Below are 23482 nucleotides of genomic sequence, written 5' to 3'. Positions count from 1 at the left end.
CGCTTCTGACGCCGCGGCAGCAAGGCCTTTCATCCGGCGTCAGCAGAGAGGCAAGGCAAATGGCAAATATCAAACAGGGAATGGACGAGTTGATGGTCTGCGACGGCGCGCTTTGCGCCGCACTGGTGGACTCATCCAGTGGAATGATCCTGGGACAGATCGGCACGGGTGTGGACATGGAAGTTGCGGCTGCGGGCAACACCGAGGTGGTACGCGCCAAGATCAAAACGATGAGGGCGCTGGGCCTGAACGACGTGATCGAGGACATCCTGATCACGCTGGGCAAGCATTACCACATCATCCGCCCGATGGCGCGCAAGGAAGGCCTGTTCATCTACCTGGTGCTGGACAAGGGCAAGTCCAACCTGGCAATGGCCCGCCGCAAGGCCCAGGAAGTCGAAAAAGACCTGGTGGTGTGATGGCGGCTCAGGCCACGGCAGGACCAGCATCCTGCGGTGGCTGCCCTGACATGCACGCTCCGGGCCGGCTTATCGCCGGCTGTCGTCCTTGTGCGGGTCCGGCTCCAGCGGCGCCAGGTCGGACGAATAGACGCGGTCACCGATTTGCATCGCCCGCCCCTGTTCCCAGGCAGCTTCAAAGGCGGCGAGTTCTTCCGCAGTCGCCCGCTCGCGGCGCTGCGGCTGCGGCGGCACCGCGGGCCCAGCGGGGTCTTGCCCGCCACGCAGCGCGCCCGGGCGGCTGGCCTCAAAGCCCTGGATCTGCTCATTGACCTGCCAGTACACGCCGCTGACCAGCAGGTGGTAACGCGCGGCGGCATTTTTGACGATGGCCGCGCCCACCGCCACCAGCCGCTCGGGGCTGCCCTCGCGGTTGTGCAGGAAGTCGGTGGAAAGGTCCACCAGCACGATGTACTGGTGGCCCCGCTTGTCGTTTCGCACCACGCGAAACTTGTAGCTTGCCGACAAAATCCCGTGGGCCTGCATCGTCACCCGTATCGCCTCATACAACATCTCGCGCCTGAACTCCATGCGCTCGTCAAGGTTCATCTTGACCGGGCCGGTTTCAGGCCCGCTGGGTGCATGCGGGGGGCTTTTGCTGGCGCTGAAGAGGTTTTTGAGGACGGACATGATGGACTCGCTCAGGTGTTTTTGGCGGTAAAAAACACGTAGTCGGCGGTATAGCCTTCCTTGACGCGTTTGCCTGCATCGGCTTGTGCGGCGCAACCTTTGGCCGGGGCGTTGCCGCCCTCGGTGTTCAGGCGCTGCACGCTGGTGACACTGGCCATCTTGCCGGGCGTGCCGGCCGATTTGGCCGTCAGCAACAGCAGCGGGATGTCGGCAGGACGTTCGGCGTCTGCGCGGGCCTTCACGGTGCCCACGGTCTTGCTGCCGTCCAGCGCCGTCCAGTGCGGGCCGGCGCCGTGCGTGCCGACCTTTTCGTCTTTCTGGTTGAAGAGGTCTGCCTCGGGTGCGACAAACACCCAGGCCCAGCCGCCCTTGTCGTTGGCGCGGCATTCATAAATCTGCGAGCCCACCGCATGCCAGGTGAAGGCGGCGCGTTCGTTGTCGGCAGGCTTGAGCGCGGCGGGCGCCGGCTTGCCGGCATCGGCGGCCGGGCCGGTGGCGCAGGCGCCCAGCAAGCCCGTGCACAGCAGGGCGGCCAGCAGGCCGGCATTGAGCCTGGTGAGCTTGGGTTGGGCGACAGTTTGAATCGATGTCATGGCGATCTCCTGGGAGGAGCGCTGTCAATACTGACAGGTCTCCGGGTTAAAAAAAAGTAAAAAAGACGGAAAAAAACCGCCATCCGATGGACGGAAGGGGGTGCGGGCCGGTGCCTGTACGGATACGGGTGCGGCCTACCGGGGACAAACGCCGGCCGGGACAAACCGGATGCAGGTTTTCGCAAAAAAAGTCTCTGCCGGCCCGGCACAGGCCGTACAAGCCGAACTCCCTAAACTCCCTATACTCAGCCGCATGAAACCGGACCCAGACGCAGACACCCTCAGCCTGCAGGCGCTGATCGCCGGCGCGGCCCGGGGCGACCACGCCGCTTTCGCCCGTATTTATGAGCGCACCCACACGCATCTGTTTGGCGTTGCCGTTCGTATATTGGGACAAGGACAGGCGGCCGAAGATGTGCTGCAAGAGGCGTATGTGAGTATCTGGAAAAGCGCAGCCGGCTACCGCAGCGAAGTAGACGGCCAAACCATTCAACCCATGACGTGGCTGATCGCCATCGTCCGCAACAAGGCGCTTGACGCCTGGCGCTCACGCGCGCGCCGAAAAGAAACCGGGTTGCCCAATTCAGGTGAGATCGGCGAAGTCGACGAAGAAGACACCGAAACCACGGCCACGCCCGCCCCCAGCGCCGCGCAGCTGTTTGAGCAGGCCACCCAGGCGCTGCATATAGAAGGCTGCATGAACGCGCTGGAAGGCAGCCACCGGCAAAGCCTGGCGCTGGCCTATTACCAGGGCCTGTCGCACACCGAGGTGGCCGCGCAAATGGGCGCGCCGCTCGGTTCGGTCAAAGCCTGGATACGGCGCGGGCTGGAGAAGCTCAAGGGCTGCCTGGCGGCGCAAGGGGTGGTCGCATGAGATACACCAACCCTGTCGTTCTGGAGCATCTCGCATCGGGCTATGTGCTGGGCACGCTGGCCCACGGCGCGCGCCGCCGCTTTGAACGCCTGCAGCGCGACCGCGCCGATGTGCGCGTGCTGGTCACGCAGTGGGAGGCGCGGCTGGGCCAGCTGGCGGTGTCCGTGCCGGCCCACACGCCCTCGCCCAAAGTGTGGGCCGCGATTGCGGCGCGCACGCAGCCCGCGAAACCCGTCGAAGCCAGAACCTCCTGGCTGGGCAGGACGGGTTGGGTGAAGCCGGCAGGTTTCGGTTTTGGCGGCCTGGCAGCGGGCGTGATTGCGGCAAGCGCCTTTTTTGTCGCCATGCCCACCTTGTTCATGACCAGCGACCAGCTCGCCATGCGTTCAGGCGAGCGGCTGCCGCAAAGTTATGTGGGCCTGCTGACTGACGCGCAGGGCAACGGCAAGTTGCTGGTGAGCTCGCTGCGTCACGGCAAGACCATGACGGTCAAGGTCATAGGCCCGATCACGCCGCCGGCCACCGGCCGCCTGGTGCTGTGGGCGGTGCCGGCCAGCGGCCCGGCGTTCTCCCTGGGCGCGGTGCCGACCAGCGGCTCGGCGGTGTCCATGCTGCCTGACACCTCGGAAAAGCTGTTGTCCAAAGTCAGCAAGCTGGTGGTGACGCTGGAGACAGACGCCAACCCGGCCAAGCCCGGCGAGACGGTCGTGTTCAGCGGCAACTGCGCCAAGCTGTGGTGAACGGGCCAGCGTGGCCGTATTACAAATAAATACGAATTCTCCGCATCCAATTTCCCTGTCACGCCGTTTGTCTAAGGTGCTGATCTACAGCGCATTTAACCCAAGCAAACATTCAAGGAGCCCGACATGACGACGTTTTCCATCCGCAATTTCATCGCATTGCCCGTGATCGCCCTGGCCCTGGCCGGTGCAGCCATCGCGGCCGACATCCAGACCACGCCGGTGCAAAACGCCCAGATCGACGACTTCGCCGCCGGCAAAAAGGCCATTGACGCCAAGAACTGGTCTGAAGCCGTGAGCAGCTTCAACAAGGTCGTGGCCAAGAACCCGAAAAATGCCGACGCCTACAACTACCTCGGTTACTCCAACCGCTGGCTGGGCAAGTACGACGAAGCCTTTGCCGCCTACGACAAGGCGCTGGCGCTGGACCCCAAACACAAGGGTGCGCTGGAGTATTCGGGTGTCGCCTACCTGAAGACCAACCAGAAAGCCAAAGCCGACGCCCAGCTGGCCAAGCTGCAGTCCATCTGCGCGACCTGCGAAGAAACCCGCGACCTGGCCAAGGCCGTGGCTGAGTACAAACCGGCCGCCAAGTAAGCAGTGACCGGCTTCCATTGCGGCGCTGTGCGCTGCAATGGTTGTGCGATTGCCGTTACAGGCCGCCAGGCCCGCCATGCGCGACCCCGGATGACTCCAAGGACAACAACCATGACTGCATCAAGCCGCATCAAATACCTGCGCATCGCCCTCATGGCGGTCGGGCTGATTTTCGTTTTTGCCCTCTACCCGCTCACCGTCGTCTGGCCTTCCGGCTGGTCGTGGCACACGGAGGGGCGCTCGTATTACCTTGAGATGATCCTCGCGCTGTACGCCACGCTCGGCGTCTTCCTCTTGCTGGCATCCCGCAACCCCATCGCACACTTGAGCCTCATCTGGTTCGTCGTCTGGTCCAGCATCGTGCACGGCGGGGTGATGGCCGTGCAGTCGTTTCAGGGCCACCACAACATGGGCCACCTCTGGGGCGATGTGCTGGCGCTGTTCGTTGTGGCGGCGGTGCTGGCTTTCCTGACACCGCGTGAAACCTGAGAAAGAAAATCCCATGACCACCCCGACACACGCCGCTTCGAGGTTTTGGCAATCTGCTCTGTTTTTGATAGCAATCGGCTCAATATCCACCTTGGCTGCAGCCGGAAATCTCTCAATACAGGTGCTCGACAAGGAAGGCAAACCGGCGCCCGACGCGGTGGTGGTGGTCGTGCCCTCCAGCAAGACCGGTGCGCCCAAAAATCCGCTGCCGACCCAGGTGACGATTTACCAGGAAAAGATGCGCTTTGTGCCGGCCGTGAGTGTGGTGGCGGTGGGCGCCAAGGCCCAGTTTGTGAACAACGACCCGTGGGAGCACCATGTGCGCGCATCGGCGGCCGGCGTAGCGCAGTTCAATGCGGCGGCGGGCGAAGGCTTTGAGTTGCGCCTGGACGGCAAGCCTGAAGGCAAGCCGGCCAAAACTGCCGATGCCACCTTCACCAAGGCCGGCGCCGTGCTGCTGGGCTGCCACATCCACGGCTCCATGCGCGGGCATGTGTACGTGAGCGAGTCGCCCTGGGCCGTGCTGACGGGCGCCGACGGTGTTGCGCAGCTTGAGCAATTGCCCGAGGGCGCGGCGCAGATCAGGGTCTGGCATGCCGACCAGCTGATCGACATCGCGCCACAGGCCTATACCGTGACCGCCGCGCCCGGCAAGCTGACGCTGCAACTGAGCGTGGTGCCGCGCCGCCGCCGGATTTGAACCCGGCTACCTGACGGTTTGACGCTTCTTTCACGTTTCGAGGGCAACTTCGGGCGTTGACAGAAGCTTTCACGAAACTTACATTGAAGCTTCCGCACGGAGGCTTTATGTTTGACCCCTCTGACCCTTCCAGCCCTTCAACATCGGCCCGGTCGCCGCACTGGCACCACATCACACTGGCGCAATTGCAGCGCATCAAGGACTGGCGCGAGGCGCACCGGGCGGCGCACCCCCTTGAATGCCAGATCTGGGAAGCGGTGTTGACGGCGTGGCTGATGGGCTGGGCCGGCTGCCTGCCTGCCTACACCTTTGAGGCGGTGTGGGCCTACCCGCTGTGCCTGCTGGGCATCCTGGCGCCGCGTCTGTATGTATATGCGCGGGCATGGGCGCATGCGGCGGGGCGTCTCAGGTGTGACTGGCTTGAACTGGTAGCCTGACTTAGAGTGGCGGGATGAACGCCACCACCCCACCCTCCCTCACCTGCTTCACCCTCACCACCACCGGCCACGTCGCCCACCTCGTGCTCAGCCGCCCCGAGGCGATGAACACGATGCACCCGACCTTCTGGCGCGAGCTGGACGCGGTGCTGACGCACATTCACAAAACCGGTGAGGCGCGCGCGCTGGTGATCTCCAGCACCGGCAAACATTTCAGCGCCGGCATGGCGCTGGAGACCTTCGGCAGCGAGATCGCGCTGGACGACAGCAGCCCCGAAGGCCGCGCCGCCATCTTTGACATGCTGGGCGACATGCAGGCCACCTTCACCAAACTGGAGACGCTGCGCATCCCGGTGATCGCGGCCATCCAGGGTGGCTGCATAGGCGGCGCGGTGGACATGGTGACGGCCTGCTGCCTGCGCTATGCCACGGCAGACGCCTTCTTTTGCATCCAGGAAATCAACATAGGCATGGTGGCCGACGTGGGCACCTTGCAGCGCCTGCCAAAGCTGGTGCCGCTGGCCGTCGTCAAAGAGCTGGCCTACACCGGGCGCCGCCTGCCGGCAGCCAAGGCGCTGGGCTACGGCCTGGTCAACGAGGTGTTTGACTCCGCCGAGGCCATGCTGGCAGCCGCCATGCAATGCGCCGGCGAAATCGCCAGCAAGCCGCCGGTGGCCATCTGGGGCACCAAGCAGGCGATTCACTACGCACGCGACCATTCGGTGGACGACGCGCTCAAACAGATGGGCTGGCTGCAGGGCGCGATCTGGAGCAACGCGCATGTGCGCGAGTCGGTGACGGCGATGAAGGAAAAGCGCGCGGCGCAATTCCCTTCGCTTTCATCGATCAGAAATTTTAATGAATTCGGGCTCTAACCCAATCCCCATCTTGGCCTATCGCTATTGATTTAATAGCAAAAAGCGTAGATGGCGAGGCGGCCTTACTGGCGCGCCGTACGCACCGACACCGGCAGCGCCTGCGGGTGGCTGGTGCGAAACGGGTTGATGTCCAGCCCGCCGCGGCGTGTGTAGCGCGCATACACCGACAGCTTGAACGGTTTGCAGCGCGTCCAGATGTCCATGAAGATGCGCTCGACGCATTGCTCATGGAACTCGTTGTGGTTGCGAAAGCTCACCAGGTATTGCAGCAGGCCTTCCTGGTTGATCTGCGGGCCGGCGTAGCGGATCTGCACGCTGCCCCAGTCGGGCTGGCCTGTGACCAGGCAGTTGCTTTTGAGCAGGTTGCTGGTCAGCGTCTCTTCGACCGGCGGCTCATCGAACTCGGCAAACAGCAGCTCGGGCGCGGGCTGGAAGTGGATGCACTCCACGTCCAGCCGGTCCAGGTTGAGGCCGTCCAGCTCATGCACCGGCTCGCGATCAAACAGCTCGGGGCCCAGCGTCTTGATGCCCACGCCCATGCCGACCACGGCATTGAGGTCGGCGCGTATGCGCTCACGCACATCGCGCGCGTCGGCAAAACGCGTGTTGTTAAAGCTGTTGAGGTAGAGCTTGAAGGACTTGCTCTCGACGATGTTGGGTGATTCGCAAGGCACGGTGATGTGCGCCAGCGCCACCTGCGGCTTGCCGCGCATGTTGAGCCAGCTGAGCTCAAACGCCGTCCACATGTCCGCGCCGAAAAACGGCGGTGTGCCCGTCACGCCGATTTCGGCGCGCTTGCCTTCGCGCGGGATGGGGAAAAGCAGCGAGGCGTCGTACTGGTCGATGTAGGCCGACTGCTTGCCGAGCTGGGATTGTTCTGGGGTGTTCATGCACCCATTTTCGCAGCTAACGTCTTGCGGAGGGCCGCCCCGAGCAAGCGACGCCCTACCGGTAGGGGTTTTAAGCGTGAGCCTTGAAGTGAGGAATCATGAACGCCAGCAAGCGATCAACGACACCCGGCGGCAAATCGTGCCCCATGCCTTCAATGCTTTCAAAACGCGCGCCAGGAATGCGTTTGGCGGTGTCCTGCCCGCAGGGCATGGGTACAAGCGGGTCGGCCCGGCCATGCAGCACCAGCGTGGGCGAAGTGACCTTGGCCAGCGCTGCGGCGCGCGCGCTGTCGGCGGCAATCGCCACCATCTGGCGCACAACGCCTTGCGGATGAAAGCTGCGCTGCGCCGCGGCGGCAACTTTCTCGCGCAGCTCGGCGTCCGGCGTCGGAAAGCCCGGGCTGCCGATGGCCTTGAGCAGCCGCGCGGTGTGGTCCACCGCCGCCTGCACGCCCTTGCCGGGCCGGCTGAGCAGCACCCGCGTGACGGCCGGGCTGGCCTCAGGCAGGCCGCGCGCGCCGCTGGAGCTCATGATGCTGGTCAGGCTGATCACCCGCGAAGGCGCCAGCACCGCCACGCGCTGCGCCACCATGCCGCCCATGCTGACGCCGACCACATGCGCTTTGGCGATCTTCAGCGCATCCAGCACGCCCACGGTGTCGGCCGCCATGTCTTCCAGGCTGTAGGGCGGGCGGATGCGCCAGCCCAGGCGGAACTTCAGCCCCTCCCAGAGCAGGCTGGGCGAGCCGAGGTGGTCAAAGAATTGAGACAGGCCAATGTCGCGGTTGTCAAAACGCACGACGCGAAAGCCCGCATCGGCAATCGCCTGCACCATGGCCGGCGGCCAGGCAATGAGCTGCATGCCCAGGCCCATGATGAGCAAGACCACCGGCCGGCCGGTTGCGTCGCCGGGATGGGTGTCTTCAACTTCGATGTCAATGTGGTTGGCTTTGATCTTCATAAACCATTATGGTCCGCGCCCTCTGAAGCGGGTCAATCACAGCGTCGCCCATGCGTCACGATGCATTCGTGCGTCTAGACAGGGGGTTACACAAACTCTTTTTCACGTAGCCACTTGGTGGCAATCCATTTTTCGCCGGCCGTCACAGGCTCACCACCATGCAGCGTCAGGCTTGAAGGATGCGCCCGGGGGTAGCTGAAAAACACCGCACTGCCGCGCTGTGGCCGCACCTTCAGGCCGATGTCCGGAAACACCGTGGCGCCGCCCTCTTCGGGCTCCTGCAGGTACATGATGAGGCTGCCCACGCGCTGGCCGCCCCGCTTCAATATCTTCGGCGTGCCGGGCTCGTTGGGGTCGAAGTAGTCATAGTGGGGTTTGTATTCGGCGCCGGGCCGGTAGCGCAGCACCTGCAGCCCCTCGCCGTTTTGCACCGGCCAGTTCAGCAGCCTGGCGATGCGGGCCTCGATGCGGCGCACCACCCCCGTTTCACCGCGTGCGTAAAACATGCCGTGGCTGGTGCGGTCGTGGTTGAGTTCTTCGCCGCCGGTGCGGGTGTCTACGGTGCGTGAGCGCGCCAGGCGCGGCGCGGCGGCATCCATGAGCGCCGTGCATTCCGCTGGACTGAGCAGGTTGCTGAACACCCACAGGTCGGGCGCATCACGGTGTTCGCGCACCTCCACCCATTTGTCGCCGGCGTCGACCATGGTGCCCGATGCATCGGCCTTCACCACAGGCACAGCCGGCGCGGCCGCAGGTACGGCCAGCGCCTGGCTTGCGGTGGCCGCCTGCCAGCCGGCCTCCAGCAGCGCCTTGAATATTTCTTCCGGTCTTTGCCCGGCGGCAAGCTGCGCTGAAACCCAGACCTGCATCTCGCGGGTGATGGCCTGGCCCGGGACCTGGTTTTTTTGCGCAGCGCCGGGCTTCATCAGATCGTCCTGCCAGGTCAGCGCTCAGGCAGCCTGCTTGCGCCGGAACACGAGCCGGTCGGGTTCAGACACCTTCGCATCGAAGCGGTAACCTTCGGCGTCAAAGCCCTCGAGTTTTTTCACCGTGGCAATCTTCTTTTCAATCGCATACCGCGCCATCAGCCCGCGGGCGCGCTTGGCAAAAAAGCTGATGACCTTGTACTTGCCGGCTTTGTATTCCTCAAACACGCAGCTCACCACACGCGGCTTGAGCGCCTTGCGGTCCACGGCCTTGAAGTATTCCTCGCTGGCGAGGTTGACGATGACGGGGGTGGTGTCGGCAGCGGCGCGTTCGTTGAGGTAGGCCGAGATTTGCGAGCCCCAGAACTGGTAGAGGTTTTTGCCCTGGGGCGTGGCCAGCGGCGTGCCCATTTCAAGCCGGTAAGGTTGCATGCGGTCCAGCGGGCGCAGCACGCCGTAGAGGCCGCTCAGGATGCAGAGGTGCTGCTGCGCCCAATTGAGTTGTGCTTCGCTCAACGTGCTGGCATTGAGCCCGCCATACACATCGCCGTCAAAGGCCAACGCGGCCTGTTTGGAATTCTTCGCGGTGAATTTGGGCGACCAGGCCTGGTAGCGCGCCACGTTCAGGCCGGCGAGCGCGTCCGACAGCTTCATCAACTCGCTGATCTGCTGCGGCGTTTGGGTTTTGAGCACGTCAATCAATTCGGCCGACTGGCGGGTGAAAAGGGGTTGGGTGTGGGTAGCGACGTGCGGCGGCGTGTCGTAGTCCAGCGACTTGGCCGGCGAGATAAGGAACAGCATGGATGGGTGTGATGGGAGGAAGGCGAAACCCCCACTTTACGACAGGCGCGTGCCGCCACGGCGTGCATGCCCGCAAAGCCCCGGCTCAGTGCAGATCGCTGGCCAGGGAGGCCAGCGTTTCGGCCGCAATCGTGGTGTGGGCCGGGTAATGCGTGTGGTCGCAGCCGAGCTTGACGCTCGCGCCGGCCTTGACGGCCGCGCACATGGCCGGGTCCAGCTCGAAACGCACAAAGTGCACGGCCGAGGTTTTTTCGTCGTTCTCGCGGTCCATGTCTTCGTCGGCAATGGCGTAAACACGCTCGTGGCCTTCAACCTCGACAAACATGCGGTCTTCCACACCGATGAGCCGGGCCAGTTCACGCTTGCGTTCGTTGACGTCGGGGTACTCGAGCATCAATGTGCCCTTCCAGTTGCTGCCGTCGGGCATCAGCGGCGCATAGGCTTCGATTTCCTGTTCAATGCCTTCTTCTTCAAAAATCTTCTCGATGCGCAGCATCTCCTGGATCTGGTAGCGGAGGCTGGTTTCGCTTTCAAACTGCAGGTTGATGTGTTCGCCCAGGCGTACGCTGCGCAGCTTGCGGTGGGCGATGATGGCGGGCTTGTTTTCCTTGCGGTACTTGCTGTAGGCCTCCAGCGTCATCAAGGATTCGCGGGTGATCTTTCCGGTGGTCTTCATGGTGTGGCCTCATTTCAGTCCGTAGGCCGTGCGTATCAGCGTGAGCGGGTGCTGTTGCGGCGGCGCGCCCAGGCTGTTGACGTCAAAGCCCTGCGCGATGTGGTGGCCGCCGAGCGGACAGTCGCTGCTGATCACATCGGGCAGGCCGCCGTCCTTGTGATTGGCCATGGCTTTGAAAAGCGGCTTGCCGATCTTCATCGCCTGCTGGTGGTAGGGCACCTTCACGCCGAAGGTGCCGGCGTGGCCCGAGCAGCGCTCGTGCGTGTGCACACTGGTGCCGGGAACCATCTTGAGCATTTCCTCGGTTTTTTTGCCGATATTCTGTACACGGCCATGACAGGGGATCTGGTAGCTGATCTTGCCCAGCGGTGTGGGGAATTCGGTCTTGAGCAAGCCGTCGCGTTTGCGGGCCATCAGGTATTCAAACGGGTCCCACATGTGCTCCTTGACGAGCTGCACGTCGGCGTCGTCGGGGTACATCAGCGGCAGCTCCTGCTTGAACATCAACGTGCAGCTGGGCACGGCGCTGAGGATGGCGTAGCCGTCTCTGGCGTACTTCAGCAATACGGGGATGTTGGCCTCTTTGCTGGTGTTGACCGAAGCGAGGTCGCCCAGCTCCAGCTTGGGCATGCCGCAGCATTTTTCTTTTTCGACCAATACATAAGGCACTTCGTTGTGGTCCAGCACCTTTAGCAAATCGTGGCCTATGCCGGGCTCGTTGTAGTTGATGTAGCAGGTGGAAAAAATCACCACCTTGCCGGGCGTCTTGGCGCCGTCTTTGACTGCATGTGGCGGCGACTCGGGTGCGCCGGAGCGGAATTTTTTTGTGGCCAGGTCTGGCAGCCAGGCGTTTTTGTCGACGCCCAGCACCTTTTGCATCATGGCGCGCGCCGGCTTGGTCTTGTTAACGGCATTGGCCACCTGGACCACGATGGGAATGCCGGCGAACTGGCCGTGTACGTCGGTGGACGACAAAAACTTTTCGCCCGCGCCGACTTCGCCCTTCCTGAACTTGATGGCCTTGGCGCGCAGCATGGTGTGGGGAAAGTCGAGGTTGAACTCATGCGGCGGCACATAGGGGCACTTGGTCATGTAGCAAAGGTCGCACATGTAGCACTGGTCGACCACTTTCATGTAGTCCTTTTTGTCCACGCCGTCGACTTCGCCGGTCTTGCTTTCGTCGACCAGGTCAAACAGCGTGGGGAAGGCGCCGCACAAACTTACACAGCGGCGGCAGCCGTGGCAGATGTCGAAGATGCGCTCCATCTCGTGGACGGCAGCCTCTTCGTTGTAGAAGTCGGGGTTTTTCCAGTCGATCGCGTGGCGCGTGGGCGCCTGGAGGTTGCCTTCTGTGGCCATGCTTGCCTCTTCTTGTGAATCTCACGTGGGGTTTGAGAAAAGACTCTCGTGCGGAATCTTTTCCGAAACCCGCCGTGCCTTGCGGCGCGGCGAGGGATGGATCAGTCGACCAACTCAGCCAATGCTTTCGAATAGCGATTGGCATGCGAGCGCTCGGCTTTGGCCAGGGTTTCAAACCAGTCGGCCACTTCGTCGTGGCCTTCGTCGCGGGCAGTTTTGGCCATGCCGGGGTACATGTCGGTGTACTCATGGGTTTCGCCGGCGACGGCGGACTTGAGGTTGTCGCGCGTACCGCCAAACGGCAGGCCGGTGGCGGGGTCACCGCACTGCTCCAGCCATTCGAGGTGGCCGTGGGCATGGCCGGTTTCACCTTCCGCCGTGGAGCGGAACAGCGCTGCGACATCGGGCTGGCCTTCAACGTCAGCCTTGTTCGCGAAATAGAGGTAGCGGCGGTTGGCCTGTGATTCGCCGGCAAATGCGGCTTTCAGGTTCTCTTCCGTCCTGGAGCCTTTGAGAGCAGCCATGGAAATCTCCTTCGTGGGTTGATGAACGAACAAATCGCCAATGCTTCAAGCCAAGCCGCAGATGTCCAGCGCGAGGACTGAAGACTCAAAGACGATAGACCTGTTGGGCGGCTACGTCTAATTGCTGGAATCAATGCACTGAATTAACAAAAGCTATTTAATTGACCTAGTTGATAACCATTCTCAATTGAGCGCGGGGCTGTCATAGCTTTCAGAGACGCAAAGCCACGGATCAGGCGTCGTTCCATCATTACGTTATGGTAAATTCATTACGAATAGGTGAATGACAATCTCTGATGCCCATGCCAAATTGCTATATTTTTAATAGCAACATACCAAGACAGCATATGGGCTAGAGGCCAAAACATGCTTAAACCCGCAGGAACACCATGCTGGAGACAAACACGATTCGGGGCGCAGCGCCGGCCGCGCTGAGCACCGCCTTTACCAACGGCTACGAGTTCGCCCAGGGCACGGGCTACACCCTGCCCGAATACCCGTTTGTGGCGCCGCCGGAGCTGCGCACCGGCGAAATCAAACGCCACCCCGTCGTCATCGTGGGCGGCGGCATCACCGGCCTGACGCTGGCCTGTGCGCTGGCAGACTACGGCATCAAGGCCATGCTGCTGGACGAAGACAACACGGTGGGCGTCAAGGGCGCGTCGTCGCGCGGCATTTGCTACGCGCAAAAGACGCTGGAGATCTTCAAACGCCTGGGCATTTACGAACGCATCGCCGCCAAAGGCGTGCAGTGGAGCGTGGGCCGCACCTTTGCCGGCGCCGACGAGGTGTATGCCTTTGACTTGCGCCAGCAGCAGACGCATTCATTGAGCAAGCAGCCGCCCTTCATCAACATCCAGCAGTTCTATGTCGAGGGCTTTCTGGTCGAGCAGCTCTACCAGCCCGCACCCGAAGACCGCCTCGTCGACATCCGCTGGAGCCACCGCGTCACGGCGTTGGCGCAAAACGGCGAGTTCGCCACGCTGCAGCTGGAGACGCCTGCCGGCAACTACACCCTGCAGGCCGAGCATGTCATCGACTGCAGCGGCTCGCGCAGCCCGTTTCGCGCCTGGTGCGGCGCGAGTGTCACCGCGCAAAAAGGCGACGACCGCTGGTGCATTGCCGATGTGCGCTTTAAAAACCCGCCGCCAGTGGAGCGCCACACCTGGATAGAGGCGCCCTTCAACGAAGGGCGCGCCGTGTGGCAGCACCTGATGGCCGACGGCGTGTGGCGCATCGACTACCAGATGCCGCCGCACGCCAACCCCGAAGAAGTCAGCCGCGAAGAGGTGGTGCGCGCCCGGCTGAAGGCGCAGTTCAAAAGCCAGGCGGGCCACGATCTGGACGACGCCGACTACGAGATCGTCTGGGTCGGCCCCTACGCCTACCGCAGCGAATGCCTGGACAGCCTGCGCCACGGCCGGGTGTTTTTTGCCGGTGACGCGGCGCATGTGATGAGCCCCTTCGGCGCGCGCGGGGGTAACTCGGGCGTGCAGGACGCCGACAACCTGGCCTGGAAGCTGGCGGCGGTGCTGCAGGGGCGCGCCGCACCCGCCCTGCTGGACAGCTATCACCAAGAAAGGCACGAGGCGGCGAAACACAACGTGCTGGTGACCAACCGCACTGCGCGTTTTTTGCGGCCGGCCGATGGTGCGGAGCGGCTGTTCCGCACGGCGGCGCTGGGCCTGGCGCGTGAGCACCTGTTTGCGCGCCAGCTCGTCAACACCGGGCGCATGTCGGCGCCCAACCATTACACACGCTCAGGCATTTGCGGGCCGGCCGGCGGGCGGGCCACGCAGAACGTGGGCTTTGCCTGGACCGACGGCAGCCCCGGCGAGCTGCTGGACTTGTTGGCCTGGGCGCACGGGCGGCTGCTGTTGCTGGTGTTTGGCGATGTCTCCGGCGCCGGGCTGGCGCGGCTGGCGGCGCTGTCGAAAGAGGCCGGCATCCGCTGCGTGCAGGTGCTGGGGCCCGACGAGCGCACCGCAGCGGTGGAACACGTGGTGGACCGGGACGGCCACCTGCAGGCGACGTGCCATGTCTTCGGCCATGCCTGGGCGCTGCTGCGGCCCGACGGCCATGTCGCGGCCACTGGCGAAAGCGTGGACGCCTCGGTGGTCCATGCGGTGGCGGCCGCGCTGGGCACACAGATCGCAAAGGGCACCGTATGAAACCCGACACCCCCTTGATGTCACGCCTGCATTTCCAGGACGCGGACGCGTTTTACGAGTGCCTGCTGGACGCGCACCAGGGCCTCAGCCGGGAGGAATCCGAGCTGCTGAACGCCCGGCTGATCCTGCTGATGGCCAACCAGCTGGGCGACACCGCGGTGCTGAAGGCGTGCGTGGCGGCGGCGCGCAAAGCCTGAGCCTGGGCGGGCTTCCCGGGGCGCCGGGGGCTGGCAGCCGCCCAGTCGAATAAAATCGGGGGTGTTTCACCCAACCCAAGGCGGCATCCCTTCGATGCCGTTTTTCATTGCCCCATGACCAACGCTGCCGCCCCTGCCCCTTCCAACGCTTCCGACGCCGCCAACACCGCTCCTGAGGCCGTAAAAGTCGCCACGCCGGGGCTGGACAGCCTGGCCAAGTCCTTCGAGCCGGCCGCGATTGAAAGCCGCTGGGGCCCCGAGTGGGAGCAAAGCGGCCAGTACGAGCCCACGCTGGACGCGGCCAAGCCCTCGTTTTCCATCCAGCTGCCGCCGCCCAACGTGACGGGAACGCTGCACATGGGCCACGCCTTCAACCAGACCATCATGGATTCGCTCACGCGTTACCACCGCATGCGCGGCCACAACACGCTGTGGGTGCCCGGTACCGACCACGCCGGCATCGCCACGCAGATCGTGGTGGAGCGCAAGCTGCAGGGCGAAGGCAAAAGCCGCCACGACCTGGGCCGCAAAAATTTCGTCTCCAAAGTGTGGGAGTGGAAGGAAGAGTCCGGCACGACGATCACGCGCCAGATGCGCCGCATGGGCGACTCGGTGGCCTGGAAGCACGAGTACTTCACCATGGACCCGAAGATGTCGACGGTGGTGACCTCGACCTTTGTGCAGCTGTATGAGCAGGGCCTGATCTACCGCGGCAAGCGCCTGGTGAACTGGGACCCGATCCTGAAGTCCGCCGTGTCCGACCTGGAAGTCGAGAACGAAGAGCGCGACAGCTTCATGTGGCACATCGAGTACCCCTTCAGCGACGGCCCGCAAAAAGCCGCTGACGGCTCGCCGCTGCGCGGCCTGCACATTGCCACCACGCGGCCCGAAACCATGCTGGCCGACGGCGCACTGGCAGTGCACCCCGACGACGAACGCTACAAACACCTGCTCGGCAAGATGGTCGACTTGCCGCTGTGCGACCGCAAGATCCCGGTGATCGCCGACACCTACGTGGACCCCGAGTTCGGCAGCGGCGTGGTGAAGATCACCGGCGCGCACGACTTCAACGATTACCAGGTCGCCCTGCGCCATGATCTGCCGCTGATCACCATCTTCACCCTGGACGCGCACATCAACGAAAACGGGCCCAAGCAGTACCAGGGCCTGGACCGGTACGACTGCCGCAAGGCGGTGCTGAAAGACCTCGAAGAGCAAGGCTTCCTCGAAAAAGCCGTGCCGCACAAAAACATGGTGCCGGTGTGCGCGCGCACCGGCGCGGTGGTCGAGCCCATGCTGACCGACCAGTGGTTTGTGGCGCTGAGCAAGGTGAGCGAGAAGGACCCCACCGGCAAATCGATTTCGCAAAAAGCGCGCGATGCCGTCAGCAGCGGCGACGTGAAGTTTGTGCCTGAGCAATGGGTGAACACCTACAACCAGTGGATGAACAACATCCAGGACTGGTGCATCTCGCGCCAGCTCTGGTGGGGCCACCAGATCCCGGCCTGGTATGACGAAGACGGCAAGGTCTATGTCGCCACCAGCGAAGAAGAAGCGCAGAAGCAGGCGCCGGGCAAAAAGCTCACGCGTGACGAAGACGTGCTGGACACCTGGTACTCGTCGGCGCTCGTTCCTTTCTCGTCACTCGGTTGGCCCGAGAAGACCAAAGAACTCGACCTCTTTTTACCCTCGAGCGTGCTGGTCACCGGCTACGACATCATCTTCTTCTGGGTCGCCCGGATGATCATGATGACGACGCACTTCACCGGCCAGGTGCCGTTCAAGCACGTGTACATCCACGGCCTGGTGAAAGACGCGCAAGGCAAGAAGATGAGCAAGTCCGAAGGCAATGTGCTGGACCCGGTCGACCTCATCGACGGCATTGAGCTGGCGCCTTTGCTGGAAAAACGCTCGCAAGGCCTGCGCAAGCCCGAGACCGCGCCGCAGGTTCGCAAGAACACCGAAAAAGAATTCCCGGCCGGCATTCCGGGCTACGGGGCCGATGCGCTGCGATTTACTTTTGCAGCGCTGGCCAGCCTGGGCCGCAGCATCAACTTCGACAGCAAACGTTGCGAGGGCTATCGCAACTTCTGCAACAAGCTCTGGAACGCGACGCGCTTCACGCTGATGAATTGCGAAGGCCAGGACTGCGGCCTGGAAGAGCACACCAAGGAACAATGCGCGCCCGGCGGCGAATTCCACAACTACCTGAGCTTCTCGCAGGCCGACCGCTGGATCTCATCGACCATGCAGCGCGTGGAAGCCGATGTGGCCAAGGGCTTTGCCGAGTACCGCCTGGACAACGTGGCCGGCAGCATCTACCAGTTTGTCTGGGACGAGTTCTGCGACTGGTACCTGGAGATTGCCAAGGTGCAGATCCAGACCGGCACCGACGCGCAAAAGCGCGCCACGCGCCGCACACTGATTCGCACGCTCGAGGCCATCCTGCGCCTGGCGCATCCGGTGATTCCTTTCATCACCGAGGAACTCTGGCAGACCGTAGCCCCCATCGCCGGCAAGACGGGCAAGTTCATCGGCGTGGCGCCCTACCCGCAAAGCCAGCCCGAGAAGATTGACGAGAAAGCCGAAGCGCATGTCGCCAAACTCAAGACGCTGGTCGATGCCTGCCGCAACCTGCGCGGCGAGATGAAAGTGTCGCCGGCCACGCGCCTGCCGCTTTTTGTCGTCGGCGACAGTGCCTTTATGACAGACGTTTCGCCGGTGCTCAAGTCGCTGGCCAAGCTCAGCGAAGTGAAAGTGTTTGACGACCAGGCCAGTTGGGCTGCTGCAGCGCAGTCCGCACCTGTCGCCATCGTCGGCGAAGCGCGCCTGTGCCTTTACATGGAAGTCGATCTGGCGGCCGAAAAGATTCGCCTGCAAAAGGAAGAGGCACGCCTTGCCGGAGAGATCACCAAGTCCGAGACCAAGCTCGCCAATGAAGCCTTCGTCAGCAAGGTGCCGCCGGCCGTGCTGGAGCAGGAACGCAAGCGCCTGACCGACAACCAGGCGGCCCTGAGCAAGATCCGCGAGCAGCTGGCCCGGTTGAAATAACGAAAACCGTCGCCCACAAAAAAGCCCCGTTGAACGCGAGACGTTCAACTAAAGTGTTGAATCTTTAAAAAGCCCTCCCGCAAACGGGAGGGCTTTTTTGTTTCCAAGCGCTTTTCAGTAGCAGTCGCCCAGAGTTTCCTGGGAGCATAAATGTCCCGCGGCTCAGCACCGCTACGGCCTCGCCCGTGGCGGTGCAGGCCGCAGGGCGCAACGCGGGCAGTTCGCTCTAGAGCGAACTATTTACCGTCAGCTTAAACAGCAAGACGGGCATCCGCAGGGGCCACAGCAGGAACATCCACAGCTTGGCGCTGAAAACGTGGGCCAGCGTTGTTGAGTTCCGCTGAAGCCTGACCCGATCTTTCCATCAAATCTTGACCCACACTCTTTGTGAGCAGAGAGTGCTCACGGTGTGGATAAGTTCTTGATCTGTGTGGATCTGCCTCAAAGTGCGCCGCTGTTTCCGCGATTTTGTTGCCTCGATTCCCAGCCAGGTGGCCAGCTTCTCAGCGTAGGGATCGAGCTTGCTTGAGCTGACCCGCCTTGCGTACCTGGGCTCAGCCTCATCGGACCGAAGGTACTTCTTTACTGTGTTGCGAGCCAGGCCTGTACGCCTTGCAATCTCGCGGATGGACAACTGATCTCTCAATGCCCACCGCCTGATGACATTCAATGTCGCCACGTCTATCACTCCTAATTTCCCTCTGCTTTTAAAACAAGCAGAGTAGTGCCTACGTGGGTCAGGTTTCGATGGAAATTACTGCTCTAACCGGGTCAGATTTCGACGGCATTCAACACGGGCAGTACTCGTTTGAAAAAATCGAGTCGCCCGATGAGAGCCTCTAGGTACCTCCAAGAAGGCGCAAGACATGGGAAATCATTTGCGATTGAGTACGTAGCTTGGTAAAAGCCAAGCGCGCTGCGAACGCCGCTCCTATCGCTGTCGGTGTCTTGTCAGGATCTGTGCCGCGAGCATATGAGCAACGCGCGTGCTGATGCGACCGATCGCCGCAGCGTCAATGACGGGCGCATCACCCAACTCCTCGGTGATGATGCGTTCCAATTCCAGATCCTGGCTTTTCTTCACCGCGACCTCGAGGATCCTCCCCACGGCCGCCGGCACTAGGTCAATGTAGACCCGCGTGTCCTCATGGCTGCTTTTCCATGGGATCGCCCGAATACTTGGTGCGTCCACAGCCAAGGTCAGTGGCTCGCCACTCAGGATGTCGACTGCGTAATGCGCCTCAACGTCCTGATTGCCATTAAAAGGAAGCGTGACCGCGATCGCTGGCAGGTTAAAAAGTGACACGTAGACCAACGCGCGCCGATTCGCTCGATCGGACACATAGACCAGCTGGTGGTGGATGCCGGCGGGCGCTACGACCGGTAGCTGCCCCGGGATCCAGTAGAAGGTGTCAGGAGGCATCGGCACTGAAATGTGGTCGCTGGTGGCACCGGTCCTGGGCGGGACTGTCTCCACATAGGACTTGAAATCGGGATGCGTCGGCTGGCCAAGGTGTGCAGCATAGAGGTTGGCAATACCAAAGGTCCCTGGAAAAAGCCGATTTGGCCCAAGCTCGACCTGATGGCGGAGCATGTCCTGCAGGTAACGGCTTCCCATCTTCGCGTGGTTCATGGCCGCGTCCACGTCGACCTGTGGGAACGCGCTTTTCGCCCGCTGCAGCAGGTGCCGCGCTTCCGGCATGGTCCGAGCGCGAATCTCGACCCGCGTGCCCTCGCCAAGTGGTGTTTCGTCGTAACCTGGCCGGGCGAGCGTCATCGGCTTGCCCGCTGAGACCCGGTATGCCACCCCATCCGCATCGGTCATCTCGATCGGTGCCGTGGTGCCGCCGTCGCGACTCCCCCCCAGCAGGGCCATGAAAGGTGTCAGCGCGCGCACCATCGGCGCATCGAGACGGTCATTGAGTGTGGTGTTGGCTTCTTTGGTGACGAGGCCCTTGGGCTTGAGACGGCCGCCCAGCGAGCTGGGGATGACGTGCCCACGCGAATCGTTGGCCGCGGTGATGTCCTCACCGGTGAGAATGCATTTTTTGAGTTCCATGAAAGGCTCCGTTGGCGGGGCGGCGCCTATCGCTACCCACCTTCTATATAGGTGCAAGCGGACAAAAAATAAAGCAAAACTCAAAATAATTTATGGATTAACAGACACGCGGCATCGGTCTCATGGCTATTCCGTGCCGCGGCAACCGTATATCCCTCGCCTAACAGTTCGAGCCCGCAGGCGCACGAGTCCAGTTGTCAATTAATGCCTGATGTCACTCAGCAAGTCACTTGACCGAGTGACAAAAGAAAACCCCCCTGGAATTCCAGAGGGGTCTTGGGTTTCAACACTTTAGTTGAACGTCTCGCGTTGAACGGGGCTTTTTTTATGCTTGTCGCCGAAGACTCCCTTCAAGCATGAGCCGCGGGACTGGCTTTGCCAGACCGCAGGCGGGCGGCCCCCTCGGGGGGCAGGAAGCTACACGAAGTGAGCGACCGTGGGGGCTCCACTCATCGGATCATGAACTCGGGTTCGGACCACTGCGACGGAGACACCGCGCCCGGCAACTCCAGGTCCATGGGCGCACTCGGCAATTGGTCCATGCCGCTGTGCTGCGCAGTGCCGATGGCTTCGTGCATGCGGTGCGCCACATACCAGCTCGAACGCAGGCGCGCCTCACGCGTATGCGAACCCAGGCGAGGCGTGACAAACAGGTTCTTCAGGCCCTTGAGCGGCGAGGTGTCGCCCAGGAAGCTGGCTTCGGCGCCGTCCAGGATGCAGGCTTCGATACGGCCGTCGCATAGCGCTGCAGCCAGCGCGCCCTCGTCAAACAGCTCACTGCGGCTGATGCCTACCCACAACTGGTTGCGTTTGCAGGCGGCCAGCAGTTTTTCATTCACGAAACCGCGAAAGCGCGTGGCGTACAACATTTGCACCGACACCGCGTCGGCCTGGCTCATCAGTTCGGGCAACGAAACGGGCTGGATGCGCAGGCGCTCCCAGATGGGGGCGGTGTGGTGAACCGCGGGGTCGTAGCCGATCAGGCGCACGCCGAGACCGCTCAGCATGCCGGCCAGCGTATGCGCCGTCGGGGCCAGGCCCAGGATGCCGACCGTACTGCCGTGCAGCTCGCGGCCCATTTGCGTGGTGGGGTGGCGGCGGCCCATCAGCGCAGACACGAGGCCGCGGCGATACAGCAGCAGCAGGCTGCTTAAAAGGTATTCAGCGTTGGAGCGCACATTGGCGCTGCTGGCGTGCACGACCTTGATGTCGCGCTCTTTGCAGGCTTCCAGGTCGGTGTTGTCGGTGCCGACATGCAGGCGGCCCACGGCCTTGAGTTTGGGCAGGAAGTCGAGGAATTCGCGTGTGACCACGGTTTGACGTGGAAAGACGATGCCTTTGGTCTTGTAGGCGGCCTTGCGCAAGGAAGTCAGGTCGTCGGCGAACTCGGGATGGTATCCCACGCTATGCCTGCTTTCGAGCCAGGTCATTGCCTCCGGCACCAGCGCGTCAAGAAGTAAGATATCCACCCAGTCAGTCCTTTTTCCTGCAGACCACTTAGATTGCGTGATTTGCGCACATCAATTCGAGCCTTTGTCCCACTCGCGCGCTGTCTCAACAACGCAACACTTTAGCCTTTTCTCCGATTAAAGTCGATGCAAAAATTTACATTAAATAAAGCTGTCTTTCCGGTTGCCGGTCTTGGCACCCGGTTTCTACCGGCCACCAAGGCCCAGCCCAAGGAAATGCTCCCCGTTGTCGACAAGCCGCTGATCCAATATGCGGTGGAAGAAGCCTATGCGGCTGGTATCCGGCACATGATTTTCGTCACTGGACGCAATAAACGGGCCATAGAAGACCACTTTGATACTGCTTACGAACTTGAGAACGAGCTGGAAGTAGCTCAAAAGCATGCCCTGCTTGAGCTGGTGCGCTCCGTTCAGCCTGACGACATGAACTTTTCCTATGTCCGCCAGCCCCGCTCCCTGGGTTTGGGCCATGCGGTGCTTTGCGCCGAACACCTGGTCGGCCAGGAGGCCTTCGCGGTCTTGTTGGCCGACGACTTGATGGTGGGACTGAAGGGCGGAAAGCCGGTGCTGGCCCAGATGGCGGAGCAATTCGCAGAAGTGCAGCAATCCATCCTGGCCGTGCAGGAAGTGCCGCAAGACCAGACCAAACGCTACGGCATCGTTGCCACCGACGGCGCCAGCACGGGTCTGATGAAAGTCAAAAAAATCGTGGAAAAACCGGCGCCTGAAGTGGCCCCTTCGCGCATGGGCGTGGCCGGGCGTTACATCCTGACGCCGGCGATTTTTGAGCACATCCGCCAGCAGAAGGCGGGCGTGGGCGGCGAGCTGCAACTCACCGACGGCATTTCAAGCCTGCTGGGCAAAGAAGCGGTGTATGCCTTCCAGTACGAAGGCAAACGCTACGACTGCGGCAGCAAGGAAGGCTTTCTGGAGGCGACCGTGGAGCTTGCGCTGGACCACCCCGAAGTGGGCGCTCATTTCAGGAATTACCTTGAAAACCTGCAGATCGGCTGGTCGGGCCGGGAACGCCGCAAGCAGGCGTAAAGGCTTGATGGCCCGCACTGGCGGCGGGCCGGCAGGCATTACCTGCGCTTGAGCACGTGAATGAAGTCGCTGCCGGCGACTTGCTGCTCAACCAGTTCATTGCCGGTTTGTTTGGCAAACGCCTGGAAGTCGCGGGTGGAGCCTGAATCGGTCGACACCACACGAAGCAGCTGGCCGCTGAGCATTTCGGTCAGCGCTTTTTTGGCCTTCAAGATAGGCAGCGGGCAGTTCAGGCCGCGGGTGTCGAGTTCTTTGTCGATGTTCATGAAAATCCTTGGGTTGTTGCGATTTTAAGCAAAGCGCAAAGCCCCTCCATCCGGCTCTACCCCAGTGAGCCGGGGCCGGCCCGACTCATTCCGTCTGCTTGGCCCATTCCACAAACTCCGGCTCATGCCCGCGCGTGCGCAGCCAGTCGGCCAGCGCGTAACCAGTGCCGGCGGGCCAGCATTTGAGTTTGTCCAGGTCATAGAGCCGGTAGTCCACCAGCTCAGGTGACAACTTCACCTCGCCCGTGCAGACCGCGTGATAGGCAATGATGATCTGGTTCATGCGCTGGAAGTCATAAACGCCGATCAGGTCCAGCGAGCTGGTCTCCAGGTTGGTTTCTTCCTTGATTTCGCGCTCGATCCCGCCCTGCGGCGTTTCGCCCGCTTCCATGAAGCCGGTGATCAGCGCATACATCTTGCCCGGCCAGGCGGCATTGCGGGCCAGCAAGACCTGGCCGTGGTATTCGATCACCGCCGCCAGCACAGGCGTGGGGTTGTTCCAGTGGGTAAAGCCGCAGGCCGGGCAGCGCAGCCGGGCCTTTTCGCCCCCGTCTTCCATCTGGGACACCAAAGCCAGGGGCGTGGCGCAGTTCGGGCAAAACCGGAATTCGTGGGTCATGGTGGAGATAGAGGGGGAGGACGTGAGCCAGGCCAGTTTGCTATATTTTTTATAGCGGCATGTGCATGTACCA

Annotated in this window: 25 protein-coding genes and 1 pseudogene; 12 read left to right on the top strand and 14 right to left on the bottom strand. The window is 62.3% G+C overall.

Translation table 11 applies throughout. The annotated features are described in order from the left end of the window. The first annotated feature begins 59 nt into the window (after positions 1-59). Positions 60-419, top strand: coding sequence for a hypothetical protein (locus DT070_RS11805; protein ID WP_122955572.1), 360 nt, complete (start codon positions 60-62; stop codon positions 417-419). Between the two features lie 69 nt (positions 420-488). Here the strand turns inward: DT070_RS11805 and DT070_RS11800 are convergent, their stop codons facing one another. Further along, entirely contained in the window at positions 489-1088 is a 600-nt protein-coding gene (locus DT070_RS11800; protein WP_122955571.1) for a hypothetical protein, read from the bottom strand. 11 nt (positions 1089-1099) lie between these two features. Next, positions 1100-1681 (bottom strand): DUF3455 domain-containing protein, encoded by a 582-nt coding sequence (locus DT070_RS11795; protein WP_122955570.1) that lies wholly within the window; start codon positions 1679-1681, stop codon positions 1100-1102. A 253-nt stretch (positions 1682-1934) separates the two neighbouring features. Between DT070_RS11795 and DT070_RS11790 the strand changes: the two genes are divergently transcribed. The 7 genes from DT070_RS11790 (at position 1935) to DT070_RS11760 (ending at position 6393) form a co-directional block, all read left to right on the top strand. Then, a complete protein-coding gene (locus DT070_RS11790; protein ID WP_122955569.1) occupies positions 1935-2555 on the top strand; it encodes an RNA polymerase sigma factor in 621 nt (206 codons plus the stop codon). Further along, positions 2552-3295, top strand: coding sequence for an anti-sigma factor domain-containing protein (locus tag DT070_RS11785; RefSeq protein ID WP_122955568.1), 744 nt, complete (start codon positions 2552-2554; stop codon positions 3293-3295). The genes DT070_RS11790 and DT070_RS11785 overlap by 4 nt, the downstream gene beginning before the upstream one ends. Before the next feature lie 126 nt (positions 3296-3421). Then, positions 3422-3892: a tetratricopeptide repeat protein gene (locus DT070_RS11780; protein WP_122955567.1), complete on the top strand. Its 471-nt coding sequence runs from the start codon at positions 3422-3424 to the stop codon at positions 3890-3892. Positions 3893-4003: 111 nt separating this feature from the next. Continuing rightward, entirely contained in the window at positions 4004-4381 is a 378-nt protein-coding gene (locus DT070_RS11775; protein ID WP_122955566.1) for a DUF6632 domain-containing protein, read from the top strand. Between the two features lie 91 nt (positions 4382-4472). After that, on the top strand, positions 4473-5081 hold the full coding sequence (locus DT070_RS11770) for a plastocyanin (protein ID WP_228778512.1): 609 nt from the start codon (positions 4473-4475) through the stop codon (positions 5079-5081). A gap of 107 nt (positions 5082-5188) precedes the next feature. Next, positions 5189-5518 carry a hypothetical protein gene (locus tag DT070_RS11765; RefSeq protein WP_122955565.1) on the top strand — a complete coding sequence of 110 codons (330 nt, stop codon included), beginning with the start codon at positions 5189-5191 and terminating at the stop codon, positions 5516-5518. Between the two features lie 14 nt (positions 5519-5532). After that, positions 5533-6393: an enoyl-CoA hydratase-related protein gene (locus tag DT070_RS11760; RefSeq protein WP_122955564.1), complete on the top strand. Its 861-nt coding sequence runs from the start codon at positions 5533-5535 to the stop codon at positions 6391-6393. Positions 6394-6458: 65 nt separating this feature from the next. Here DT070_RS11760 and queF read toward each other — a convergent pair whose 3' ends face one another. From queF to DT070_RS11725, 7 genes are all read right to left on the bottom strand, one after another. Then, a complete protein-coding gene (gene queF, locus DT070_RS11755; RefSeq protein WP_122955563.1) occupies positions 6459-7286 on the bottom strand; it encodes an NADPH-dependent 7-cyano-7-deazaguanine reductase QueF in 828 nt (275 codons plus the stop codon). A gap of 70 nt (positions 7287-7356) precedes the next feature. Beyond that, positions 7357-8247 carry an alpha/beta fold hydrolase gene (locus tag DT070_RS11750; protein ID WP_122955562.1) on the bottom strand — a complete coding sequence of 297 codons (891 nt, stop codon included), beginning with the start codon at positions 8245-8247 and terminating at the stop codon, positions 7357-7359. 86 nt (positions 8248-8333) lie between these two features. Continuing rightward, positions 8334-9173, bottom strand: coding sequence for a 2OG-Fe(II) oxygenase (locus tag DT070_RS11745; protein ID WP_122955561.1), 840 nt, complete (start codon positions 9171-9173; stop codon positions 8334-8336). Between the two features lie 24 nt (positions 9174-9197). After that, positions 9198-9974, bottom strand: coding sequence for a peroxide stress protein YaaA (yaaA, locus tag DT070_RS11740; RefSeq protein ID WP_122955560.1), 777 nt, complete (start codon positions 9972-9974; stop codon positions 9198-9200). Between the two features lie 85 nt (positions 9975-10059). Next, positions 10060-10650 (bottom strand): DUF3501 family protein, encoded by a 591-nt coding sequence (locus tag DT070_RS11735; RefSeq protein ID WP_122955559.1) that lies wholly within the window; start codon positions 10648-10650, stop codon positions 10060-10062. Positions 10651-10659: 9 nt separating this feature from the next. After that, on the bottom strand, positions 10660-12009 hold the full coding sequence (locus DT070_RS11730) for a (Fe-S)-binding protein (protein ID WP_122955558.1): 1350 nt from the start codon (positions 12007-12009) through the stop codon (positions 10660-10662). A gap of 101 nt (positions 12010-12110) precedes the next feature. After that, positions 12111-12533: a rubrerythrin family protein gene (locus tag DT070_RS11725; protein ID WP_074580377.1), complete on the bottom strand. Its 423-nt coding sequence runs from the start codon at positions 12531-12533 to the stop codon at positions 12111-12113. A gap of 389 nt (positions 12534-12922) precedes the next feature. Between DT070_RS11725 and DT070_RS11720 the strand changes: the two genes are divergently transcribed. The 3 genes from DT070_RS11720 to DT070_RS11710 all read left to right on the top strand — a co-directional run bounded on the left by DT070_RS11720 (position 12923) and on the right by DT070_RS11710 (position 17952). After that, a complete protein-coding gene (locus DT070_RS11720) occupies positions 12923-14704 on the top strand; it encodes an FAD-dependent oxidoreductase (RefSeq protein ID WP_122955557.1) in 1782 nt (593 codons plus the stop codon). Then, positions 14701-14901 carry a DUF2783 domain-containing protein gene (locus DT070_RS11715; protein WP_122955556.1) on the top strand — a complete coding sequence of 67 codons (201 nt, stop codon included), beginning with the start codon at positions 14701-14703 and terminating at the stop codon, positions 14899-14901. The genes DT070_RS11720 and DT070_RS11715 overlap by 4 nt, the downstream gene beginning before the upstream one ends. 114 nt (positions 14902-15015) lie before the next feature. Next, positions 15016-17952, top strand: coding sequence for a valine--tRNA ligase (locus DT070_RS11710; protein ID WP_122955555.1), 2937 nt, complete (start codon positions 15016-15018; stop codon positions 17950-17952). 424 nt (positions 17953-18376) lie between these two features. On the opposite strand, the pseudogene DT070_RS11705 reads toward DT070_RS11710, so the two are convergent. The 3 genes and pseudogenes from DT070_RS11705 to DT070_RS11695 all read right to left on the bottom strand — a co-directional run. Then, positions 18377-18640: pseudogene (locus tag DT070_RS11705) on the bottom strand (IS21 family transposase); the annotation flags it as partial. Positions 18641-18883: 243 nt separating this feature from the next. Next, on the bottom strand, positions 18884-20011 hold the full coding sequence (locus DT070_RS11700) for an HNH endonuclease (protein WP_122955554.1): 1128 nt from the start codon (positions 20009-20011) through the stop codon (positions 18884-18886). A gap of 449 nt (positions 20012-20460) precedes the next feature. Continuing rightward, on the bottom strand, positions 20461-21480 hold the full coding sequence (locus DT070_RS11695) for a D-isomer specific 2-hydroxyacid dehydrogenase family protein (protein WP_122955553.1): 1020 nt from the start codon (positions 21478-21480) through the stop codon (positions 20461-20463). Between the two features lie 126 nt (positions 21481-21606). Between DT070_RS11695 and galU the strand changes: the two genes are divergently transcribed. Beyond that, positions 21607-22524, top strand: a complete 918-nt coding sequence (galU, locus tag DT070_RS11690) for a UTP--glucose-1-phosphate uridylyltransferase GalU (protein ID WP_122955552.1) — start codon at positions 21607-21609, stop codon at positions 22522-22524. Between the two features lie 38 nt (positions 22525-22562). Here the strand turns inward: galU and DT070_RS11685 are convergent, their stop codons facing one another. Together DT070_RS11685 and DT070_RS11680 are read right to left on the bottom strand one after the other, a co-directional pair. Further along, complete coding sequence (locus tag DT070_RS11685) at positions 22563-22790, bottom strand: sulfurtransferase TusA family protein (protein ID WP_092130867.1); 228 nt, start codon at positions 22788-22790, stop codon at positions 22563-22565. A gap of 85 nt (positions 22791-22875) precedes the next feature. Then, the gene (locus DT070_RS11680; protein WP_122955551.1) at positions 22876-23409 is read right to left on the bottom strand and encodes an NUDIX domain-containing protein; all 534 of its coding nucleotides are present in this window, start codon (positions 23407-23409) and stop codon (positions 22876-22878) included. Between the last annotated feature and the right edge of the window lie 73 nt (positions 23410-23482).

Source organism: Polaromonas sp. SP1 (assembly GCF_003711205.1).
Lineage (GTDB): Bacteria > Pseudomonadota > Gammaproteobacteria > Burkholderiales > Burkholderiaceae_C > Polaromonas.
This window is presented reverse-complemented; position numbering and strand designations above follow the sequence as displayed.

What these genes read in the sequence shown, in the direction of transcription:
- DT070_RS11805 (WP_122955572.1), top strand. Translation starts at nt 60, where the DNA reads ATGGCAAATATCAAACAGGGAATGGACGAGTTGATGGTCTGCGACGGC.
- DT070_RS11800 (WP_122955571.1), bottom strand. Translation starts at nt 1,088, where the DNA reads ATGTCCGTCCTCAAAAACCTCTTCAGCGCCAGCAAAAGCCCCCCGCAT.
- DT070_RS11795 (WP_122955570.1), bottom strand. Translation starts at nt 1,681, where the DNA reads ATGACATCGATTCAAACTGTCGCCCAACCCAAGCTCACCAGGCTCAAT.
- DT070_RS11790 (WP_122955569.1), top strand. Translation starts at nt 1,935, where the DNA reads ATGAAACCGGACCCAGACGCAGACACCCTCAGCCTGCAGGCGCTGATC.
- DT070_RS11785 (WP_122955568.1), top strand. Translation starts at nt 2,552, where the DNA reads ATGAGATACACCAACCCTGTCGTTCTGGAGCATCTCGCATCGGGCTAT.
- DT070_RS11780 (WP_122955567.1), top strand. Translation starts at nt 3,422, where the DNA reads ATGACGACGTTTTCCATCCGCAATTTCATCGCATTGCCCGTGATCGCC.
- DT070_RS11775 (WP_122955566.1), top strand. Translation starts at nt 4,004, where the DNA reads ATGACTGCATCAAGCCGCATCAAATACCTGCGCATCGCCCTCATGGCG.
- DT070_RS11765 (WP_122955565.1), top strand. Translation starts at nt 5,189, where the DNA reads ATGTTTGACCCCTCTGACCCTTCCAGCCCTTCAACATCGGCCCGGTCG.
- DT070_RS11760 (WP_122955564.1), top strand. Translation starts at nt 5,533, where the DNA reads ATGAACGCCACCACCCCACCCTCCCTCACCTGCTTCACCCTCACCACC.
- queF (WP_122955563.1), bottom strand. Translation starts at nt 7,286, where the DNA reads ATGAACACCCCAGAACAATCCCAGCTCGGCAAGCAGTCGGCCTACATC.
- DT070_RS11750 (WP_122955562.1), bottom strand. Translation starts at nt 8,247, where the DNA reads ATGAAGATCAAAGCCAACCACATTGACATCGAAGTTGAAGACACCCAT.
- DT070_RS11745 (WP_122955561.1), bottom strand. Translation starts at nt 9,173, where the DNA reads ATGAAGCCCGGCGCTGCGCAAAAAAACCAGGTCCCGGGCCAGGCCATC.
- yaaA (WP_122955560.1), bottom strand. Translation starts at nt 9,974, where the DNA reads ATGCTGTTCCTTATCTCGCCGGCCAAGTCGCTGGACTACGACACGCCG.
- DT070_RS11735 (WP_122955559.1), bottom strand. Translation starts at nt 10,650, where the DNA reads ATGAAGACCACCGGAAAGATCACCCGCGAATCCTTGATGACGCTGGAG.
- DT070_RS11730 (WP_122955558.1), bottom strand. Translation starts at nt 12,009, where the DNA reads ATGGCCACAGAAGGCAACCTCCAGGCGCCCACGCGCCACGCGATCGAC.
- DT070_RS11725 (WP_074580377.1), bottom strand. Translation starts at nt 12,533, where the DNA reads ATGGCTGCTCTCAAAGGCTCCAGGACGGAAGAGAACCTGAAAGCCGCA.
- DT070_RS11720 (WP_122955557.1), top strand. Translation starts at nt 12,923, where the DNA reads ATGCTGGAGACAAACACGATTCGGGGCGCAGCGCCGGCCGCGCTGAGC.
- DT070_RS11715 (WP_122955556.1), top strand. Translation starts at nt 14,701, where the DNA reads ATGAAACCCGACACCCCCTTGATGTCACGCCTGCATTTCCAGGACGCG.
- DT070_RS11710 (WP_122955555.1), top strand. Translation starts at nt 15,016, where the DNA reads ATGACCAACGCTGCCGCCCCTGCCCCTTCCAACGCTTCCGACGCCGCC.
- DT070_RS11700 (WP_122955554.1), bottom strand. Translation starts at nt 20,011, where the DNA reads ATGGAACTCAAAAAATGCATTCTCACCGGTGAGGACATCACCGCGGCC.
- galU (WP_122955552.1), top strand. Translation starts at nt 21,607, where the DNA reads ATGCAAAAATTTACATTAAATAAAGCTGTCTTTCCGGTTGCCGGTCTT.
- DT070_RS11685 (WP_092130867.1), bottom strand. Translation starts at nt 22,790, where the DNA reads ATGAACATCGACAAAGAACTCGACACCCGCGGCCTGAACTGCCCGCTG.
- DT070_RS11680 (WP_122955551.1), bottom strand. Translation starts at nt 23,409, where the DNA reads ATGACCCACGAATTCCGGTTTTGCCCGAACTGCGCCACGCCCCTGGCT.